The following is an 18,303-nucleotide window of genomic DNA, read 5'->3' as shown; positions in this document are numbered from 1 at the left end:
CTTGCCTCCGTGAAATTATCGTTGTCCCTGTCCCTGCAAGGAACGCTGCTCAAGGGCTGGCGTCAGCCTTGGAATCGAATCGATCAAGCGGCGCGTATACGGATGTGTCGACGTCTTCGCCAAAGCGAGCGTGTTCCCCTGATCGACGATTTTGCCCTGATTCATGATGAGGGTGCGGTCAGCCAGGCTGAGTACGACAGGGAGATCGTGCGAAATAAACACCATCGACAGCCCGAGCGTGCGCTGCAAGTTTTTCAACAGCTTGATAATCTCCACCTGAACCATGACGTCCAAACCAGTCGTCGGCTCGTCAGCTATGATCAAATCGGGCTTGTTCACAAGCGCCATGGCGATCACGACACGCTGGCGCATGCCTCCGCTCAGCTCATGCGGAAAAGCAGCGGCCCACCGGGAAGCAAGTCCGACTTGTGCAAGCACTTCGGCAATTCGTTCCGCGATCTCGTCTTTGGACATGGACTGATGGGAACGAAGCGCTTCTGCCAACTGCTCTCGCACGTTCATCACAGGATTGAGCGCGTTCATCGCCGCCTGCGGAATCCAGGCAATCCGATTTCCCCGCAGCCGTCTCACCTCTTCGGACGAGAGCTGCGTCAAGTCGCGGCCTGCAAAATAGATCGCTCCCTGCGAAACGAGCGCTGGCGGCTTCAACAACTGCATGACAGCCGACGCAATCGTGCTTTTGCCGCTGCCCGATTTACCAACCAGCCCCAACACTTCCCCTTTGCGCAAAGCAAAGCTGACAGCATCCACTGCGCGAACCGTACCGCCGTCTTTCGGATACTGTACGGTCAAATTTTGCACGTCCAGCAAAGCGTCTGCCGCCGCAGGCTTCACAGCGGACAGCTTCTCTTGCGCCAGTCGCCGATCTCTCTTCGCAGCAGGTGCCTGATAAGCGCGAAGGCGCGGATTTACCCGCTCCTCCAGGTAATAGCCGATCAAGGAAAAGGCGAGCACGGTCATCACGATGCACAAGCCAGGCGGAATCACCCACCACATCCACGCCTCAGTCAAAAAGGCGCTGCGCGAGTTGGCGTAAAACAAAATGCTTCCCCAGCTTTTGGACAGCGGATCTCCCATCCCCAAAAAGCTGAGCGAAGATTCCATCAAGATCGAGACATTGACAGCCTGCACGAACTGCGGGATGACCAGCGGCAGGATGCTGGGAAAAATGTGCTTCCGCAAAATATAGAAGTGACCCGCGCCCATCGATCGCGCAGCCAAGACCGCTCCTCGCGTGCGAAACGACAGCGTCTGGGCGCGAATTTTCCGCGCTTTTCCTGCCCACATGACGAGCGTGATGACGAGCACCTGCGTCAACAGACTCGGCCCGATGTACACTCCGATCACGATCATGAGCGGCAAAAACGGCAACGTCAGGCAAATGTCTACTATTCGCATGAAGAAGGCGTCCAAAAAGCCCCCTGAATATCCCGAAACCAGGCCGACAACCGTGCCGATCAAGGTAGCGAGCAAAGCTGCGACAATCCCTACCGTAAGCGAGGTGCGCGCGCCCACTACCAGCTCGGCCAAAATGTCCTGCCCCATGTCATTCGTTCCAAGCCAATGCTCTTTTCCAGGCGGTTGGAACGGGGCACCAGACTGCTCGCTGGCGTCGTACGGCACCAGGTAAGGTCCCACGAAGGCAAGCAGCAGAACGATCGCCAGCAAAAACGCGCCGAGCCAACCAATCATTTTGGAACCAATACGACTCATGGAGACTCCTCCACCTGTTTTCTTTGACGGGCACGCGGGTCAAACAGCGGATATGTCAAATCCGCCAGCAAATTCGCCGCGATGACCCCTAGCGTGATGATTAAAAAGACGCCTTGCATCATCGGGTAATCCCGCGCAATCACGCTCTCGTAGAGCAGCCTGCCAACCCCCGGATAGGAAAAGACCGTCTCGACGACGACAGCGCCACTCACCAAAATCCCCAGGCTCATCGTGATGTGCGTGTACACGGGCAACAGAGCGTTGCGCAGCGCATGATTGAAAATCAGGCTGCGCTTGACCGCCCCTTTAGCCTCCGCCATCAGCACGTAATCTTGCCCCAGCGTATCGAGCATCGACGAACGGGTGAGCAAAAAATTACCCCCGATAGTCGCAAGCGTAATCGTGATGACGGGAAGCGTCATATGTTTGAGAACGGCGAGCACATACTCCATGCCGCCCCCGGTAAAAGCGATTGGCACGGCTCCAAAGGAAGGGAACCAGCCCAGGCTGACCGAGAAAACCGCAATGAGCAGCATGCCGATCCAAAAGCCGGGAATCGATTCGATCGTGAGCATCCCCGTCAGAAAAAGCAGGTCGCGGCGCTTCCCCCGGTTCCACGCAGCATAGGCACCGATGGCGATGCCTATGACTGCGCTCACGATGAGAGAGGGAGCTACCAGCAGAAACGTCCACGGCAGTCTGTCTGCCAATACTTCTGTTACTGGCTTTCCGTACTTGATGGAGCTGCCGAGATCGAACCGGAACACACCTGTCATGAAATCAGCGTATTGCTGCCAAAGCGAGCGATCCAAGCCAAGTTCATGCTCGACTTGCTGGCGTTGCTGCGGAGTCAGCTCGTTGATGGTCGACTCGCCAAAGAAAAATTCCAGCGGGTCGCCAGGCGCCAGCCGCGGCAGAGCAAAATTGATCGTCAGCGCGACGGCCAGCACCAGCACATATTGAATGCATTTTTTGCCGAATGCAGAGGAGAACCAGCTCCCACCCATGACAGCTCCCCCCGTCTTACTCTTTCGCTACTGCCTTTTTCACGCCATCTGGCAGCAAGGAAAATTTGTTGATGACGCCAAACCCTGGCGACTCTACCCATTGGTCAAATTTTTGCGCATTGTACGCGAATTTCTCTTCCGGGTAGTACAAGACGATGCTGGTCGGCTGCTTGTTGAACAGCTCCTGCATTTTGAACGCGATCTCTTTGCGCTTGTCTACGCTCGTTTCCGCCATCCATTGCTTGGTCAGCTCGTCCATGGCCGGATACGGGATTTTTTTGTTCCACAAGTAAGACGAACGGTGGGACATCACAAATTGATCCGGGTCGGCAACGCCGTGAGCGCCGATCGTACCGATGACGAGGTCAAAATCACGCGTCTGGGAAACGGTCGCCATCGTTCCGGAATCGAGCACTTCTACGTTGATTTTGATGCCGACTTTGGCGTACTGCTCCTTCAGCATTTCGGCAGCGCGAATCCACGCCGGCTCTGTAGACGGTACTTTCAGCGAAAACGCGAGTGCTTTTCCATCTGCTGTCTCGCGGACACCGTCATTGTTTTGGTCGGTGAGCTTCAATTCATCCATCACTGCTTTTGCTTTTTCCACATCGTACGGCGTGCTCAGGTTTGGATTGGTCCACGGCGAATCCGGGTGAGGATAGCCTTTCAAGCCAGGTCGTCCTTTTCCGAGCAGCACGGTATCTGTAATCGCTTGGCGATCCACGGCGAGCGACATCGCATTGCGAAACGCTTCCTGATTGAATGGCGCTTTTTCGTAATTCAGCTTCAACTCGATCAGCGACAACGGAGCGGTCTGAACGACTTTCATGTTGGCCTGATTTTGGAAAGAAGCCTCCAGCTCAGCGGGAACCGGACGTGCAGAAATATCGATTTCACCCGCACGCAGCGCATTGAAGATCGCTGTCGGGTCTTTGATCACAGGCATCACCAGGTTGTCGACAATCGGGCTGCCCATGAAATAGTCTTTGTTTGCTTCGAACTTGTAGTATTGATCTGCCTTGTATTCGACCAGCTTGTAAGGGCCGGTTCCGATTGGCAGGTCGGTATATTTGCGCGGATTTTGCACATTTTCCCAGATGTGTTTCGGCAAAATCGGCAGGTCGGCAAAGGTGATTCGTTCCAAAGTCGGGCACGCATAAGCGCATGTGAAGCGTACGGTCGAAGGGTCGTCCAGCTCGATTTTGGAGATGTGCGGCACTTCGCTTACGTGGTGGGTGTGGCGGTTAGCTGGGCCGTCGCGATAGTATTCGTAGGTGAATTTGACGTCTTCAGCTGTAAACGGCTTGCCATCGTGCCACTTGATGCCGGAGCGGATTTTGACCACCCATGTCACGTCATCGAGCTGCTGCGCGGATTCCGCCAGCCAAGGCTGCGGCTTTTCTACATAGGGGGAAGGCGAGAACAATTTATCGAAGACAAGCTCTGTCAAATAATCGATGTTTCCGGTGTAGATGTTCAGCGGGCCTGCGTCCGACGGCAAGCCGATTTTCAGCTCGGGCACTGTTTGATTAGCCGCACCCGCAGCTTCGCCGTTTTTGGGTGCGTCAGCTTGACCAGGTGCCGCATTTTGATTCGACTGGCAGCCCAGCACGAAGACAGACAGGACTAACAAATAACTGAGAAAAAGTCCGAAAGACTTGCGTGTATACACGTGTACAACCTCCTGCTTTCCAATTTATCAGTTGCTTTCTTAGGCGATTCGCTTGATCGTCAAAAGCTCATGCTGCGGCAATGCCAACGCTCGCTCCGACAGCGCAAGCTTCAGCTTCTCGAAGTCGTGCACATCCTGCTCGGTCATGGTTTGCTCCCGACCTTTTTTCAAGTAATCGTAAAATTCAGCGGGCAAAAAGCTGTCCAGCAGCGCGACCTCAACCGCCCGTCCATCTGCGGCCGTAATGACATATGCATACGACTGCGGCCGATGAGGATCGAATTGAGCGACAGGGTAGTCCACATCGACTTGATAGGCTCCCCGCGTCACTGCACGAGTCACGTATTCAAAGACGTCGCGAAATCCTGGCCCGGCGTGACCGGAAAGAATCGACAATTCTTTTCTCTCTGGCGCCTCTTCGCCAAACAGCTCGGCAAAAGCCGCCTGAAGCGTCCGAAACCCAACCGCTACGGCCATCAAGGCGAGACTTCCATGGTATTTGGTCACATCGTGAAAGCTAAGTTCCAATACTTGGTTGCGATCTCGAACACGGATCACAGACATGAAAAAACCCCTCCATCGTTGACTTGTATGTGTGTGTATCTGAAAACTAGGTACATCTTAATCCGATTGATAATGAATATCAATCCCACTTGAACGCCCGCTTTTTCGAAAACCCGCTCTCCTCAACAGCGCCCATTCTCACATAATATTTTTGAATCTACCTATTCATTTTCTTGATAGCATAAATGTTTCCAGCCCTTTACCTGCAAACAACCGGCATGAAAAAAGGCCCGCCCCCACACTGACCCGTGCAGGGAACTGGCCCGCTTGCTTTATGGACGTATCTATTCAACAAGGAAACAGTCAAACAGTCCGCAAATAGTGCTCCACATTTTTGCAAAAGGCGCGATCCGCCTGGCTCAGCTCGGCGTTTTTGCGGAAGACAAACCCGTTTTGCCGTCTGATTTGCATGGACGACACAGGCACAGTCGCCAGCTCGCCTCTGTTCAGCTCTTCCCTGACCGCTCCGGAAGGGAGAAAAGCGATGCCATGGCGCGACTTGATCGCCTGTTTGATCGTCTCGAAGTTGCTCATCTGCAAAAAGCGCGTCTTCACCTGGCGACTATTCAAATGATTGATGACATATTGTTGCAAATACTCGCTTTTGGGCAGCAAGATCGATTCATTGTGCAAGTCGCGTGCGTACAGCAGCCTTCTTTTGGCCAGAGGGTGATCCACAGGCAGCACAAGCAACAGCTCTTCCTCGAACAAAACAGAAGTCTCGAAATTTTTGCGTATATAGTCATCTTCGGGGTAGATTGGCATCAAGGCGTAGTGCGTCCTGCCCTCCTGAAAGCAGCGAATGAGATCGCTGTAGCAATACGTATTGATCTCCAGCGGCTTCTGCGGCAAAATCGTATGCAGTTCATTGAGAACATCGGAGAAAAAGTAGCCCGCAATATAATTGCTGACGTAGACAGACAATACCCGCTCCTGCTCGCTCACCCGCTTCAACTCCACCGCAGCCTCTTCGACCAGATGGGAAATCCGCTTGGCATAGCTGAGCAAAATTTCCCCCTGTTGCGTCAACTGCACCTGTTTCCCCGAGCGTTGAACAAGCGGCGATTCGAACAGCTCTTCCAACTGCTGAATATGGTGACTGATCGTTGGTTGAGAGCAAAACAGCCGCTTCGCCGACTCGGTAAAAGAACCGCATTCGGCAAGCACGATGAAAGTTTCCATTTTTTCCAGTGTATTCATAGGCAGCACCCCGCGAATGACGCACAGTAACCATAACTGGTCATTTGTTGAAAATGATAATTGTTATCAATTAAAAGTTTACTTGATCTGCTGAAAAGTGTCCATGCTCAAATGTGCATATCGTGCATGACCATGCAAAAGCGGCTGCCGTCCCGTCCGCATAAGACGAAACAACAGCCGCTTTCTTCTAACGTCAGCCTGTCAGATGATTCCACATCTCCGGCCTGCTCAACGAAACCGCGTCCGCACCGCTCGCCAACGCTTCTTCCACCTGCTGCAAATTCCAGATCAGCCCGCCGAGAATAATCGGCTGCGACAAATGATCTTTTATGTACGAGATGATCGACGGCGCGATGCCCGGCATGATTTCGATCGCATCCGGCTGGTTTTCCTGCACGTTTTTGATCGTAGTCGTCAGCGAAGTCGTGTCGATCAGGAAGACGCGCTGGATCGTCAGCATCCCTTCTTTTTTGGCTGCGCGAATCATCGGCCCTTTTGTGGTGACAATTCCGGTCGGCTTGATGTAAGAAGACAGGAACCGAAATGACTCTTTGTCGTTGGACAAGCCGTTCATCAGATCAGTATGCAAAAAAATCGGTTTTTCCGACTGGCTGATGGCTTCTGCTTCCTCCATCAAGCGAGTCAGCTTTCCGTACATGAGCAAAATGGCGCAAGCTGCGGAATCGAGCGCCTCTCCCAAACGGTCTTGTTCAGTCGCAGCGATAATCCGATTCGTTTTCAACATCGTACCCAGATCCATAGTCAGCGCCTCCTGTTCTCATCGTTGCGATCCAATTCGCTCTACGCTCACTCCGGCACTTGGCAACTGCCGCGTCTCGATTACCCAGCTCCCGGCAAACCCGTTTCGGACAAGCAAAGGCCATATCTCCGCAAAAGGAATCGTTCCTTCGCCCACCGCCAAGTGCTCGTCTGCCTCGCCCCGGTTGTCGCTAATATGCAGCGCAGACAAGTACGGCAGTGCCTGCTCCAACGCTTCGAGCGCATACCCGTGGCGAATCAGATGGGCGTGTCCCACATCATAAGTAAGACCATGCTGCCTGGAGTCCACTGCCTTGCACACCTCAAGCAAATCGCCAACATCCCAGCCGAACAGCTTTGAATAAGGCGGCACATTTTCCAAAGTCAGCACGGTGCTTCCATGACTCACCTCGGGCAGCAGCAACTGTACCGCCCGGGTGACATTTTCCCCGCCTCTCGCCCGTTCTGTGTGATCGAGCCGATCCGCGATTTCTCCCGCGTGCATCACCACATGCGTACTGTGCAAAAAGCTCGCGATCTCCAGACACCGCTTCATCGTATCAAGCGTTTGCTCCCGGACTGCACCCGCTTCCGCCGCCAGGTTGCAGCCGGAAATCGGCGCGTGAATAGACCAGCTAATGCCATACTCGACGCCTTTTTGTTGCAGCTGCGTCAGTCGCTCTTTCGACCAGCCCAACAGCTCGGCGTGACCGTCCTCGCACATGATTTCGATTGCTGTCCAGCCATCGGCAATCAGCCTGTCGATCGCTTCTGACAACGGCAGCTCGAACAAGGCATAGCTGGATACGGCAAAACCGCTTTTGTCCCTCATCTCTCGTTCCCCTTTTGCCTACTTCACCCCGGAATGGATGAAGCTGTTGATAAATTGCCGTTGAAACAGCAAGAACGCAAGCACCAACGGAAAAATGACCATCACCGTAGCCGCGCTGACCTCTGCCCACTGCGCTCCTGTCTCAAACGACTGGGCAAAAATAGCCAGCCCTACCGTGAGCGGACGATTCTCCACCGAGTTCGTAATAATCAGCGGCCACATGAAATTGTTCCAATGGTAGCTGACTGACACCAGACCGAACGCGATGTATGTCGGCTTCGCCAAAGGAACGTACACCCGCCATAAAATTTGCAGCCAGGAGCAGCCCTCCATGCGCGCAGCTTCCTCCAGCTCGTGGGGGATCGTCTTGAACGTTTGCCGCAAAAGAAACACGCCAAAGGCGGAAGCAAAGTACGGCAGCATGATCCCGATCTTCGTGTCGAGCAAGGACAGGTCGCGAAGCACGTTGTAGTTCGGGAAAATCAAAATGTCGGCAGGCACCATGAGCTGCACGAGAAACAGGACAAACAGCACGTCCCTGCCCCAGAAACGCAGCTTGGCAAAAGCGTACGCGGCCAGCGTAGCCGTAACGATCTGTGCAACCAATACTCCTGTGACAATCAAGAAAGTATTGAAGTAATACTGGGCGAAAGGAGCTGCGTCCCACACCTTCGCGAAGTTTGCCAGCGTAAAGTCTGCGCTGAACGTCCATGATGTCGCCAGTTCCCTGGGCCGAACGGATGTCCAGACCACCCAAAGCAGAGGGAACAGCCAGACTACAGCCAATCCGTACATGCCAGCGCTTGTCAATTTCCGGACCATCTGCCATCCCCCTTAGTTGTAGTGAATTTTTTTATCCAGACCAAAAAACTGCACAGCAGCCACTGCCAGAAGCAGCACGACCATCACAATCGTCAAAGCGGATGCCATTCCTTGATCCCAGAAAGAAAAGGCCGTTTCGTAAATGTAGTACAGCAAGAGATTGCTGGCGTTGTCCGGGCCGCCCTTCGTCATGATGACCAAGTGATCCACGAGCTTGAACGAATTGGTAAAAGCGATAATGCTGACAAACATGGTCGTCGGCATGAGCAGCGGGAACGTCACCCGCCGAAAAACCGTCCAGGCCGACGCGCCCTCCATGGCAGCAGATTCGTACAGCTCCTGCGAAATATTTTGCAGGCCAGCCAGGTAAAAGATCATGAAGTAGCCCGCTTCCTTCCAGATGACCATGAAAATCATCGCCCACATCACGTTCGATTGATCCCCGAGCCAGTTCATATCTCCTTTTCCAAACCAGTCCATCACATGGCTAAGCGCTCCGTACTCCGGCGTGTAAATGAACAGCCAGATGTTGGCGACGGCAATCATCGGGACAACCGTCGGGTAAAAGTAGGCGGTACGGATAAAGCCTTTGCCCCGCAACGCTTTGTTGGCAAACAGCGCCATCCCGAGCGCCAACGCCACGCTTGTCGGAACGGTTCCTAACGCGAACCAGAGGTTGTTGGTCAGCACCTTCCAAAACACGTCATCTTCCAGCATTTGTTTGTAATTGTCTATCCCGTTAAAAAACGGCTCTGGGGAACCCAGATCCGCTTGATGAAAACTGAGAATAACCGTTTGCCAAACAGGATAGAAAGTAAACAGCAGCAGGAAGATGAGGGAGGGAAGGAGCAGCAGCCAGGCGTACACGTTCACTTTCCATTTTGCTCGTAGTTCCCCCATCGTCGCTCCTCCATTTGCCTCGTTCGATTATTTGTTGAAAGACGCCAGCACTTTGTCTGCCTCTTCCTGTGCTTTTTTCAGCGCTGCGGCAGCGTCTGCCTTTCCGGTAAGAACAGCTTGCAGGTTGTCGTTCAGCGCTTTTGTCACTTTGCCGTTGTTGTGCGTGGAAAACTCGGCATGGCCGTACTCCAACTGATCGCGCGCTACTGCTGCCGCTGGAAAATCTTTGACGTACTGCTTCATGATCTCTTCTTCGTAAGCAGACTTGCGCGTCGCGACATAGCCCGTATCGATGCTCCACTGTGCCGCGCGCTTAGGCTCGGTCATGAACCGGATGAATTTCCACGCCGCTTCCTGCTTCTTCTCATCCGTGCCTTTGAACATGTAGAAGTTGCCGCCGCCAGTCGGGCTGCCGTAGTTCTTTTTCGCAGGCAAAAACGCTACGCCAAAGTCAAACTTCGCATTGTTTTTCACGTTGGTCAGGTTTCCGGTCGTGTGGAACATCATCGCCGTCTTGCCTTCGAGGAAATCGGATGGCACCGTCGCCCATTCAATTACGCCTTCTGGCATCGCCTTATGCTTTTTCGCCAGGTCGACCCAATATTGCAGCGCCTCAACATTTTCAGGCGTATCGAAAAATACTTTTTTGCCGTCTTCTGTCATCAAGTTTTTGCCGTTTTGCAGGGCCAAAGCCTGGTACATCCAGTACGTAAAGCCCGAGGAAGGAATTTCAATGCCCCAACGCCCGTCTTTTGTCAGCTTGGCGGCATACTCAGCCATCTCATCCCACGTCGTAGGCGGTTTTTCCGGGTCGAGGCCGACTTCCTTGAACGCTGCCTTATTGTAGTAAAGCACGATCGTGCTGCGCTGGAACGGGATGCTGTACGTTTTGCCGTCTACCTGGGAGTTGGCCAGGAAGCCCGGGAAGAAATCTTTGACGTATTCGTTGCCGCCGTCTTTGGCAATAAACTCGTCCAGCGGCAAAATCGCATTCATGTCCATCATCGTGTGCAGCTCGGTGGAAAGCATGACCGCTACGTCAGGCGGCGTTTTTCCTTGCACGGCAGCCTGGATTTTCGTGGTCGTGTCCTGATAGCTGCCTGTATAGACGGGCTTGACTGTAATGCCCGGATTTTCCTTGTTGAACTCTTCCGCCATCCCGTCGACGATTTTGGTCAGGGGGCCGCCGACAGCTACCGGATAGAAGAAAGACAGCTCTGTATTGCCCGCAGGCTTCGTTTCAGATGTGCCCGGCTGTGCTGGTTGCCCTGGTTGGCTGCTGCCTGTGGTGGAAGTCCCGCTGGAGCATCCTGTAAGTAGAGCCAGACTCATCGCGACTGAAAACAGACTTTTGACTACTGTACGCATCGCAGTATCTCTCCTTTTTCTCTTCCGGCCGTGATGGCCAAATTTTTTCCGGATTGCGAATCAAACAGACTGACATGCTCCAGGGCAAAGCCTACGCGAACAAGATCTCCCCGGCGGCATGGCCACTGCCCGTTCCATTTTGCCTTCCACAGCTTGTCTCCCAGCTTAAATTCCACGATTGTCTCGGAACCGAGAATTTCCACGCCTTGCACACTGACGAGCAACGAGCGGCTCTCATCCGCGACCGCGCCCGGTTCCAGCGGCTGCAAAGCTTCGGGACGCAAGCCGAGGACAACAGGAGTGCCGTCCTTGATGCCTGCCTGTGGGCCAAAACCAAGCGCAAGCGGCAAAAAACGTCTGCTCGGATCATCGCTCAGCTCCACGCCTGATTGCGCGCCATTGCTTCGCCACACCGCCTGCGTCGTATTCATCGGCGGCGCGCCCGTAAATTCAGCGACAAACAAGTTTGCAGGGTGGTTGTAGACGTCAAGCGGTCTGCCCACTTGCTGCACCTCGCCATCGCGCAGCACCATCATTCGATCGCCCATCGTCATCGCTTCTACCTGATCGTGGGTGACGTATATCATCGTAATTCCCAGCTCCTGCTGCAACTGGCGAATCTCTGTCCGCATGTGCCCGCGCAGCTTGGCATCGAGATTGGACAGCGGCTCGTCCATCAGACAGATCGGATGCTGGCTGACGATCGCCCGCCCGAGCGCGACCCTTTGCCGTTGTCCGCCCGACAGCTCTTTTGGCTTTCGGTTCAAAAGCGCTGCAATGCCCAGCATCTCGGCTGCGTGCTCCAACCGCTTGACCTGATCCTGTTTGCTCACTTTTCGCACCTGCAAGCCGAACAAAATGTTATCTTTGACCGTCAAATGCGGATACAAGGCGTAATTTTGAAACACCATGGAAATATTCCGGCCACTCGGCGGAACCTCGTTTACCCGTTTGCCTCCGATCAACAGCTCTCCGGCGCTGATCTCTTCCAGCCCGGCAATCATTCTCAACGTCGTCGACTTGCCGCATCCCGAAGGCCCGACCAGTACGAAAAACTCCCCGGGCGCAATGATCGCGCTCACTTCGTTGACAACCTGTTGCCGCTCGTACATTTTGGAAATGCGTCGCAATTCCACTTCCGCCACGACCATCCCTCCTAAAACCTATGGCGTTTGCCCTTCATCATCCGATGATACCAACCGCGTGATAAGCAAATATTTGGAAACTGTAAAGCTTTGATCTACATTTGCCCGCCGTCCATCGTCGGCAAGACCAAATCAGGCTGAATTTTGGCGTGACCGAGTTCCGCGCTTGTCGTCACTCCGGTCAGCACCAGCGCTGTCTTCATCCCGCTGTTGATCCCGAGCAAAATGTCCGTCTCCAGACGATCGCCGACCATCAAACAGCGCTCAGGCAGGACATCCAGCTGCAAAAAGACTTGGTCAGCGTAAAAGCGGGACGGTTTCCCCGTCATCGCCCACGTGCTCGCACCGCCTGCCGTTTCAATCGCTCGCGCCAGCGCCCCTGTATCGGGGATCGCTCCGCCAGGCACCGGACATACCGAATCGGGATTTGCCACGATCAGCTTGGCCCCGTTTCGCACCGCATCGGCTGCCCGCTGCAACTTTTCGTACGTAAAAGCCCGGTCCATTCCCACCAGCACATGTGTGGCGCTCATCGCATCGGCTGTCTGCGGAATGTGAAACTCGGCCAGCTCCTGCTCAAGCGCAGGCTCGCCGACCACCAGCACGCACGCTTGTTCATGGTCTGCCAGCTGCTTGAAATACAGGCCCGCCACGTAAGCTGCCGTCATGATCTCATGGCGTTCTACGGCAAGCCCCAGCTTTTCCAGCCGCTGCCGACAGCCCTCTCGCGTCTGCACCGTCGTGTTGGTCAAAAACATGATCTTCTTCCCTTTTTGCCGCAAAGTGGCGAGGATTTCTTCCACGCCAGGCAACAGTTGATCTCCAATGAAGATCGTCCCGTCCAAATCAAAAAAATACGCGTCATAAAAAGCTGTATCTAGCAAAGCCTCTTGCCGCTCCTTTCCTTGGGAAACACAAAAAGCCCTCATACGGGCAACAGCATGCATGAACAAACCGATCCAATCGGCCTGTATTGCCTAAGCTGTTGCTGTATGAGGGCTTTCTCCACGTCTCGGCCCAACTACAGACGTTATTCTATTGATACTGTAACGAGTATAACAAGCGAGTGTTAAGGAATTGTTGAGCTTCGTTTGCGATTGTGTGAACATCAGCGGCCAGTCACATGTCCAGCTTTTCCATTCTTTTGCGATTGCGTGCTTCTTGCTTCTGCTTTCTCCTCAGTTCCATCGCAGTATAAAACGCCGGGACGACCACAAGCGTGAGTACCGTGGAAAAGAACAGGCCGGAAATGATCGTCACAGCCAACGGCTTGAACAGCACATCGCCGGAAATCGCCAGCGGAAGCAGACCTGCTATCGCTGTCATCGACGTCAGCAAAATCGGTCTGAATCTCGCCTCTCCCGCTTCAATCACCGCCTTTTGCAAGGCCAGCCCCCTGTTGCGAGCCTGCTCGATGAACTCGACCAGCACAATCCCGTTGCGAACGACAATGCCGGACAAAGACACAATCCCCATCATGGACATGAAGCCCAGCGGAGTCCGCGTGACAAACAAACCGATGAGACTGCCGGAAATCGCCAGGTAGACGGTGCTCATGACAAGAACGGGAATCCGCAGCGAGTAGAACTGCATGGCGATCAAAATGACAATCAAAAAGATGACGATCACCGACAGCTTGCCCATATCGAGGAAGACTTCGACTTGCGCTGATGTCTCTCCGTCATACTCCAAAAAATAGCCGTCAGGCAAAGCCATTTGGGCGAGTTCAGGCTTGATTTCCTTCATCACCTCTGTAGCCGTCCGCCCCTTTACCTCGCCTGTAATCGTCACCGTCCGGTCGAGGTTGCGATGCGGGATGTTTTGCACGCTAAAAGACGGTTGAACGCTCACCAGTGAAGCGAGCGGGACTTGCTCGCCTTTTGCATTGGCGACAAACAACCGCTGGAAAGCATTGACGCCCGCTTCCCCATCCTGCTTCACATATAAAGTAATGTCCGTCAGTTGCTTGCCGTCGTCAAACTCGCTTACTTTGATGCCTTCACTCACCAGCCGCAGCGTCCGCGACAGTTCTGCCGCCGTGACGCGATTTTGCTCCATCATCGCTTGATTGGTTTCAAAAGCGATGGCGTAGCTGTCCACTCCCAAATCGTCCTGCACCTCGGTTATGCCATTCACCTTGGCGACTTGCTCCTGTATTTGCAAAGACAACTGACGCAGTGTCGTAATGTTCTCGCCGTACACCCGGATGACCACCGGCTTGCCCACAGGCGGGCCTGTTTGCAAATCGCGCGGGACGATCACAGCTTCCGGAAACTTTTGGCGAATCTCAGCCAGCGTCTCGTTTTGCAGCTTTTGCAAAGACGTTGCCTGTTTGTCCAGGCGCACAATCAACTGCCCGACATTTGCGCCGCTGCCCGCCCCCGTAGTGCTGCCAAAAATCTTCGGTGCGCTTCCTCCGGCAAAGGAACTGACCATCCAAACCCCATCCGTAGCGGAAAAGTCCTGCGACACCTGCTTGACGACCCGATCGGTTTCTGCCAGGCTGCTTCCGTTTGGCAACTTGACATTGACCAGAAAGACGTCGCGATCAGACACCGGAAACAGCTGAATCGGCGTCAACGGGATCAAAAGATAAGCCATTGTACTGATCAAAACGGCAGCAACGCCTGTCGCCAGCGGCCTTTTCAACAAGCGCGGCAAGACCGTTCTGGCGTACCAGTTGGACAGATGAAGCAATTGTTTGCCCAACAGCCCCGCAGGTTTTCTCATGTCCAGCTTCTTGCGTCTGCGCTCTTCACTCCATCTGCGAAAAATCGGAACGATCGTCAGTGACATGACCATGGAAGCCAGCATCGAGACAATGATCACGACCGGAATCGGGCGGACAAAAGCACCCGAGCCGCCGCTGAGAAACAGCAACGGACCGAACGAAGCAACCGTTGCCAAGGTAGCCGTCAAAATGGAGACCGCTACTTCCTTCGCCCCCATCACTGCCGCCCGCTGCGGCTGCTCGCCATGCTTGACGAGTCTTCGCTCGATATTGTCGTTCACGACCACCGCATCATCGACGAGAATCCCCAAAACGATAATCAAGCCGACAATCGTAATCTGGTTCAAGGTCACTTCAAAAAACGGCAAAAAAATCATTCCGGTCGCAAGCGAAATCGGGATCGCCAGGGCGACCATTAATGAAGTCGTAAAATTCAAGCCGAGCGTACAAACAAGGAGAACGGCGACAACCGCAATCAACAGCTCGCGCCACAAGTCTGAGAAAATCTCGTCAATCCGCTCATTTTGCGTGTAGAGAGACTCTGCTTGCGCCCCGGCAGGCAAGGTGCTGCGAAGCATGTCTACCTTTGCATCGATTTGCTGTTGCAATCGGGTGATGTTTGCTTTTGACTCGGTCATCAAACTGATCGAGACGGCTGGCTTGTTGTTGTGATAGGCGAGATAGGCAGGGGCTTTGGCTGTAAATTGCACATCGGCCACCTGTCCGAGATAGATCGCGCTCCCGGTTTTTCCGTAGCCGACCACTACCTGCTCCAGCTGCTTGATGTCTTTCCATTCCGTCATTCTCAGCTCGTACGTCCGCTGATCGATTTGATAGCTGCCGAGCGGAGCCGTCTCGTTTGCCGCTTTGATCGCAGCTTGCACTTGTGCCCAGGTCAAATGCATGAATGCAAGCTTTTGCGGGTCGAGTCTAATCTGGATTTCCTGCTCCAGCAGCCCCTCGATCGTCACGCTGGAGATGCCCGGAATTTTGCTCAGTTGCTTTTCCCACATGGTCAGCGGCTCTCGCAACTCATCGAGCCGGGAAGCCGTGTCCACCGTAATCATGAACGTCTGGGCGAACATTCTCCCCATGTCGTCGTTCACGACAGGCTGTCTCGCCTCTGCCGGCAAAAAGGCTTCTGCGTCCTTGACCTTTTTGCGCAGCTCCTCCCACGTTTCTTTTTGGTCTACTCCGTTGTTCACCTCGACCGTAATGATGGAAAGGCCGGGCTGCGATTGCGAGGTGATAGCCTTTAGCCCCTGCATTTCCTTGATTTTGGCTTCGATTTCCTTCGTCACCGTCTGCTCGATTCGCTCTGCCGAAGCGCCTGGCAGCGCGGTCGTGACAGATGCGCGATTAACGGCAATCTCCGGAATTTCCTGATGCGGCAGTTGAAAAAAGCTCAACACCCCGACCAGAACTACCATGATGAAAAACAGCAGCGTAATTTTTTGCTTGCGGATCAAAAAGTCGATCATGGCCGCTCACCCGTCGAGACTTCCAGCGTATCGCCCGCGAACAATTGCTCCGCCCCTTTGGTAACCACCTGCTCGCCAATGGTGAGACCGGATGTGATTTGCAGCTGGTTGTCAACGATCGTGCCGAGTGTCACGGGAACTTTTGCCGCTTTGTTATCCCGGACAACAAAAACGTACGGCTGCGTTTCTCCCCTGCTTTGCACCGCTTGTACAGGGACAAAAATGCCCTTTGGTCCTTGATGCTCGTGAACGACCGTAGCGACTTGCCCTGCAAGCCAAGCGCGGTCGGGATTCTCTACCCGCACCTCGACAGGGACAGTCCCGCTCCCTTGACTGGCTGCGGGCGACACGCGCTGCACGATTCCGCTTCGTTTCTGATCGTACAAAGTAACGGTAACCTCGTCTCCCTTTTTCCAGAAGCCGATGTCACGATCCGGAACGGCGAGCTGGATCAGCAGCGCATCTACATTGCCGATCCGGTATACGGGTGTGCCGGTAGATGTCAGTTGGCCGACCGAAGCCAGCTTTTCCAGCACGACACCGGAGATGGGCGCGGTCAAATCTGCTTTTGTCTGCGTCAAAGCGGCCCGCTGCTGGCCGACTACCGCCTGCCGATACACGCCAGCGGTTTGTTGTTTCTGCTCCTGGCGCGGCCCCTCTGCAACCAGGGCATACGTCTCTTTGGCATTTTCCCAATCTTTTTCGGCCAATGCCGCCTTGTTCTGAACGTTTTCCCAATCGTTTGTCGACAAAGCGCCCTGGCGGAACAACACTTCCGACCGCTGCAAATCCGCTTTTGCCTTATCCATGAGCGCCTTGGCTTTGTCCAGATTGTTTTGCGCTTGCAGCACTTCCTCTGCGCGAGCGCCGTTCGTCACTTGCGCCAATTGCGCCTTGGCCTGCTGAACCGATGCCGCCGCGCTTGCAGCCTGTAACGATAAATCGCGTCCATCCAGACTGGCAAGGACACTCCCCGTCTCCACATAGTCGCCTGCTTCTGCCAGCAGCGTGACGATGCGGCCATTTATTTCAAACGACACCTGCGTCTCTTCCACTGGCGTTAAAATGCCGGACCACTTCGCCACCTGCCCAAAAGCCTCTTCCTTCACTTGGGTAACTGCCACTCGTTTGACAGTGGTCTGCTCCACTGTTGCCTTATCAGAAGCAGCTGGACTGCATGCAGCAAGCAAAAGAGCACTGGAAAGCACGATCACGCGTTGCTTCATCTGATTCAAAATCGATCCCTTCCTTCGCCCATGAACTTTACTTGTGTAAAGCTCATCATAGAAACCTCCAGATGTATGCCGAATGTTCAGAATCATTCTTTTCGTAGACGCTCTAATCTTATTGCAGTTGTTCACGTCATTGCACTACGTCTGACAGAAGTGTCGAAAAAAGGACAAAAAATAAAGGCCGCGAATGCCCATGCGCTACCCTACATTTTGACGCCGTATCCATCCAGCATCACCTGAAAAATCAGGTTGTGCCACTCCTCCTCCGCGACCTTGCGACTTTGGGGAATTTGTATCGATTGAAACAGCAAGCCCGCGATCAGCTCGCTAGGAATTTCGCGGCGAATCGTGCCTTCTTCCTTGCAAGCTTCAATGACGTCTGTCAAAAGTTTGTTCAATATATAGTGCTGTTGCCTAAGCGTCGTCATCGCCTTTTCCACATTCGGCGATGCAGCCCCGTTCACGAAAGGAGCAAACAACAAAATCTGGTGAATGTCTGCGTATTTCATGAACGAATCGTACATGTTCCGCAGCTTCGCAAGCGGCCGCGCGATCTCATCCATGTCTTTGTACTCGTCCATAATCGTATCCATGAGATGCACCATTAAAGAAGCAATCAATTCATCCTTGTTGGAAAAATACTCGTAGATCGTGCTGCGGCTCACATTCAACTGGTCGGACACAAGCTTGAAGTGAAAGCCCGCGTACCCTTTTTCCACCAAAATTTTGCCCGATACCTCATATAGTTCATCGATGTGCAGTTTTTGTCTCGCCATCCGTTACGCTCCCCTCGTTCTTCCTGCGATGAACCGTTTGAAGTCACCCTTGTTGATGAACAGTTTACACAAGCTTCTTC

General features: G+C 53.8%; 15 protein-coding genes. All 15 read right to left on the bottom strand.

Going from position 1 to position 18,303, the window contains the following annotated elements; genetic code table 11:
• Positions 1 to 15: 15 nt before the first annotated feature.
• The 15 genes from M2298_RS18025 to M2298_RS17955 all read right to left on the bottom strand — a co-directional run bounded on the left by M2298_RS18025 (position 16) and on the right by M2298_RS17955 (position 18,223).
• A complete protein-coding gene (locus M2298_RS18025) occupies positions 16 to 1,734 on the bottom strand; it encodes a dipeptide/oligopeptide/nickel ABC transporter permease/ATP-binding protein (protein ID WP_280648821.1) in 1,719 nt (572 codons plus the stop codon).
• The gene (locus tag M2298_RS18020) at positions 1,731 to 2,741 is read right to left on the bottom strand and encodes an ABC transporter permease (protein ID WP_173598980.1); all 1,011 of its coding nucleotides are present in this window, start codon (positions 2,739 to 2,741) and stop codon (positions 1,731 to 1,733) included. Before M2298_RS18020 ends, M2298_RS18025 begins: the two co-directional genes overlap by 4 nt.
• A 16-nt stretch (positions 2,742 to 2,757) precedes the next feature.
• Positions 2,758 to 4,413: an ABC transporter substrate-binding protein gene (locus M2298_RS18015; RefSeq protein WP_122962381.1), complete on the bottom strand. Its 1,656-nt coding sequence runs from the start codon at positions 4,411 to 4,413 to the stop codon at positions 2,758 to 2,760.
• Positions 4,414 to 4,452: 39 nt separating this feature from the next.
• A complete protein-coding gene (locus M2298_RS18010; RefSeq protein WP_122962380.1) occupies positions 4,453 to 4,977 on the bottom strand; it encodes a hypothetical protein in 525 nt (174 codons plus the stop codon).
• Positions 4,978 to 5,280: 303 nt separating this feature from the next.
• Complete coding sequence (locus M2298_RS18005; protein ID WP_229049773.1) at positions 5,281 to 6,177, bottom strand: LysR family transcriptional regulator; 897 nt, start codon at positions 6,175 to 6,177, stop codon at positions 5,281 to 5,283.
• 193 nt (positions 6,178 to 6,370) lie between these two features.
• Positions 6,371 to 6,937, bottom strand: coding sequence for a glycerol-3-phosphate responsive antiterminator (locus tag M2298_RS18000; RefSeq protein WP_122962378.1), 567 nt, complete (start codon positions 6,935 to 6,937; stop codon positions 6,371 to 6,373).
• An 18-nt stretch (positions 6,938 to 6,955) separates the two neighbouring features.
• A complete protein-coding gene (locus tag M2298_RS17995; RefSeq protein ID WP_173598979.1) occupies positions 6,956 to 7,768 on the bottom strand; it encodes a sugar phosphate isomerase/epimerase family protein in 813 nt (270 codons plus the stop codon).
• 18 nt (positions 7,769 to 7,786) lie between these two features.
• Positions 7,787 to 8,590, bottom strand: a complete 804-nt coding sequence (locus M2298_RS17990) for a carbohydrate ABC transporter permease (RefSeq protein ID WP_173598978.1) — start codon at positions 8,588 to 8,590, stop codon at positions 7,787 to 7,789.
• A gap of 12 nt (positions 8,591 to 8,602) precedes the next feature.
• Entirely contained in the window at positions 8,603 to 9,490 is an 888-nt protein-coding gene (locus tag M2298_RS17985; RefSeq protein ID WP_122962375.1) for a carbohydrate ABC transporter permease, read from the bottom strand.
• A 27-nt stretch (positions 9,491 to 9,517) separates the two neighbouring features.
• Positions 9,518 to 10,858: an ABC transporter substrate-binding protein gene (locus M2298_RS17980; RefSeq protein ID WP_173598977.1), complete on the bottom strand. Its 1,341-nt coding sequence runs from the start codon at positions 10,856 to 10,858 to the stop codon at positions 9,518 to 9,520.
• The gene (locus tag M2298_RS17975) at positions 10,846 to 12,003 is read right to left on the bottom strand and encodes an ABC transporter ATP-binding protein (RefSeq protein WP_122962373.1); all 1,158 of its coding nucleotides are present in this window, start codon (positions 12,001 to 12,003) and stop codon (positions 10,846 to 10,848) included. Before M2298_RS17975 ends, M2298_RS17980 begins: the two co-directional genes overlap by 13 nt.
• Before the next feature lie 95 nt (positions 12,004 to 12,098).
• Positions 12,099 to 12,887, bottom strand: a complete 789-nt coding sequence (locus M2298_RS17970; protein ID WP_173598976.1) for an HAD-IIA family hydrolase — start codon at positions 12,885 to 12,887, stop codon at positions 12,099 to 12,101.
• 235 nt (positions 12,888 to 13,122) lie between these two features.
• The gene (locus M2298_RS17965) at positions 13,123 to 16,215 is read right to left on the bottom strand and encodes an efflux RND transporter permease subunit (RefSeq protein WP_280648820.1); all 3,093 of its coding nucleotides are present in this window, start codon (positions 16,213 to 16,215) and stop codon (positions 13,123 to 13,125) included.
• Complete coding sequence (locus tag M2298_RS17960; RefSeq protein WP_280648830.1) at positions 16,212 to 17,441, bottom strand: efflux RND transporter periplasmic adaptor subunit; 1,230 nt, start codon at positions 17,439 to 17,441, stop codon at positions 16,212 to 16,214. The genes M2298_RS17965 and M2298_RS17960 overlap by 4 nt, the downstream gene beginning before the upstream one ends.
• 209 nt (positions 17,442 to 17,650) lie before the next feature.
• Positions 17,651 to 18,223, bottom strand: a complete 573-nt coding sequence (locus tag M2298_RS17955; RefSeq protein WP_280648819.1) for a TetR/AcrR family transcriptional regulator — start codon at positions 18,221 to 18,223, stop codon at positions 17,651 to 17,653.
• Between the last annotated feature and the right edge of the window lie 80 nt (positions 18,224 to 18,303).

Origin of the sequence: Brevibacillus sp. 1238 (genome assembly GCF_029892995.1) — a bacterium.
In the GTDB taxonomy this organism is placed as follows: Bacteria; Bacillota; Bacilli; order Brevibacillales; family Brevibacillaceae; genus Brevibacillus; species Brevibacillus parabrevis.
This window is presented reverse-complemented; position numbering and strand designations above follow the sequence as displayed.

What these genes read in the sequence shown, in the direction of transcription:
- M2298_RS18025 (WP_280648821.1), bottom strand. Translation starts at nt 1,734, where the DNA reads ATGAGTCGTATTGGTTCCAAAATGATTGGTTGGCTCGGCGCGTTTTTG.
- M2298_RS18020 (WP_173598980.1), bottom strand. Translation starts at nt 2,741, where the DNA reads ATGGGTGGGAGCTGGTTCTCCTCTGCATTCGGCAAAAAATGCATTCAA.
- M2298_RS18010 (WP_122962380.1), bottom strand. Translation starts at nt 4,977, where the DNA reads ATGTCTGTGATCCGTGTTCGAGATCGCAACCAAGTATTGGAACTTAGC.
- M2298_RS18005 (WP_229049773.1), bottom strand. Translation starts at nt 6,177, where the DNA reads ATGAATACACTGGAAAAAATGGAAACTTTCATCGTGCTTGCCGAATGC.
- M2298_RS18000 (WP_122962378.1), bottom strand. Translation starts at nt 6,937, where the DNA reads ATGGATCTGGGTACGATGTTGAAAACGAATCGGATTATCGCTGCGACT.
- M2298_RS17995 (WP_173598979.1), bottom strand. Translation starts at nt 7,768, where the DNA reads ATGAGGGACAAAAGCGGTTTTGCCGTATCCAGCTATGCCTTGTTCGAG.
- M2298_RS17990 (WP_173598978.1), bottom strand. Translation starts at nt 8,590, where the DNA reads ATGGTCCGGAAATTGACAAGCGCTGGCATGTACGGATTGGCTGTAGTC.
- M2298_RS17985 (WP_122962375.1), bottom strand. Translation starts at nt 9,490, where the DNA reads ATGGGGGAACTACGAGCAAAATGGAAAGTGAACGTGTACGCCTGGCTG.
- M2298_RS17980 (WP_173598977.1), bottom strand. Translation starts at nt 10,858, where the DNA reads ATGCGTACAGTAGTCAAAAGTCTGTTTTCAGTCGCGATGAGTCTGGCT.
- M2298_RS17965 (WP_280648820.1), bottom strand. Translation starts at nt 16,215, where the DNA reads ATGATCGACTTTTTGATCCGCAAGCAAAAAATTACGCTGCTGTTTTTC.
- M2298_RS17960 (WP_280648830.1), bottom strand. Translation starts at nt 17,441, where the DNA reads ATGAAGCAACGCGTGATCGTGCTTTCCAGTGCTCTTTTGCTTGCTGCA.
- M2298_RS17955 (WP_280648819.1), bottom strand. Translation starts at nt 18,223, where the DNA reads ATGGCGAGACAAAAACTGCACATCGATGAACTATATGAGGTATCGGGC.